Here is a 1,058-nt window from a genome sequence, read left to right on the forward strand (position 1 = left end):
GGCTAAACCGACTGTCAGATAAGCATTTAAACTGTATTATAGAATTTCAGTGAATAATTCAGGATTATATGTATTATGGAAAATTTTCAGGGATTAAATGTTCTGGTCATTAATATTGGGCTATACGGGATGAATGCCGATAGCAAATTAGAAAGATGAATTATTCGTGTTAAATTGTGCCGGATATTCATCCTATGATTGAGAAGGTATTGAATGAAGAATAGACGTAATACGAAAATGTCAATTAGCTGGACAAAAATTCAGGCAGTTTGAATTTGTGGGGGAGGCTATTGGATCGTTCAATGAAACTATTGCACATACAGCTGGGATGAATTAATTGGCTCTTCGCTATCTAATGTTGAAATAGCAAATTAGTAGGGCTGTATTTATGCCGTTAATTTGGGGCACCTCATGTTGGATCTGCCACTGACCGTAATATGATCAAAGCTAAACCGGACAAGGGAATGGGTTCAGTTGCCGGCTCAACATTCTCCACCTATAACTTAAATATTTGACCTCACGTCCGATTCTGGAAAATTAACGGCATTCAACACTATATAGCGAGGAACCAATTAATTTAGATTTGTCTCGGAATCCTTTGGCATCTCTGTCTTTTAAGCTGATTTTTAAGAAGAAACTGTATACACCAATAACCTGAATTACTAATTGGAGTTTAATGCATCTTAATTCCTTACTACTACTTGAGTATAACCTGTTATCAAATAATTCATATCACTTGCAAAACTTTACATTGAATGCTTTAATTAATATAAACCGGTTCACAACTTAAAAGGGAGGTGTAACTAGTGGAAAATTATAATCAAGATCAGGAAGAAAAAAATACATTAAAGCCTGAATTATCTGTTCAACTTTCTTGTCATCATGCATTGGTTCATAACCCATTTGTTTGGGAAGATGATGAAGATGAAAAATCTGAATAACAACTAGGTTATTTCGATTTTGGATTATGGTTACCTAATTTCTTAAATAAAGACCTCAACTTTCGCAGCACAAATTAGGCAGGTACACCTTGATATAGTTAGGCAGACCTGCAGCCC

At 35.1% G+C, this 1,058-nt stretch carries 1 protein-coding gene; it reads left to right on the forward strand.

The features are described 5' to 3' along the window. The first annotated feature begins 806 nt into the window (after positions 1-806). The gene (locus tag ABRT01_RS18235) at positions 807-941 is read left to right on the forward strand and encodes a hypothetical protein (RefSeq protein WP_269411745.1); all 135 of its coding nucleotides are present in this window, start codon (positions 807-809) and stop codon (positions 939-941) included. Positions 942-1,058: the final 117 nt, after the last annotated feature.

The organism is Lentibacillus sp. L22 (assembly GCF_040812445.1).
Lineage (GTDB): Bacteria > Bacillota > Bacilli > Bacillales > Amphibacillaceae > Lentibacillus_C > Lentibacillus_C daqui.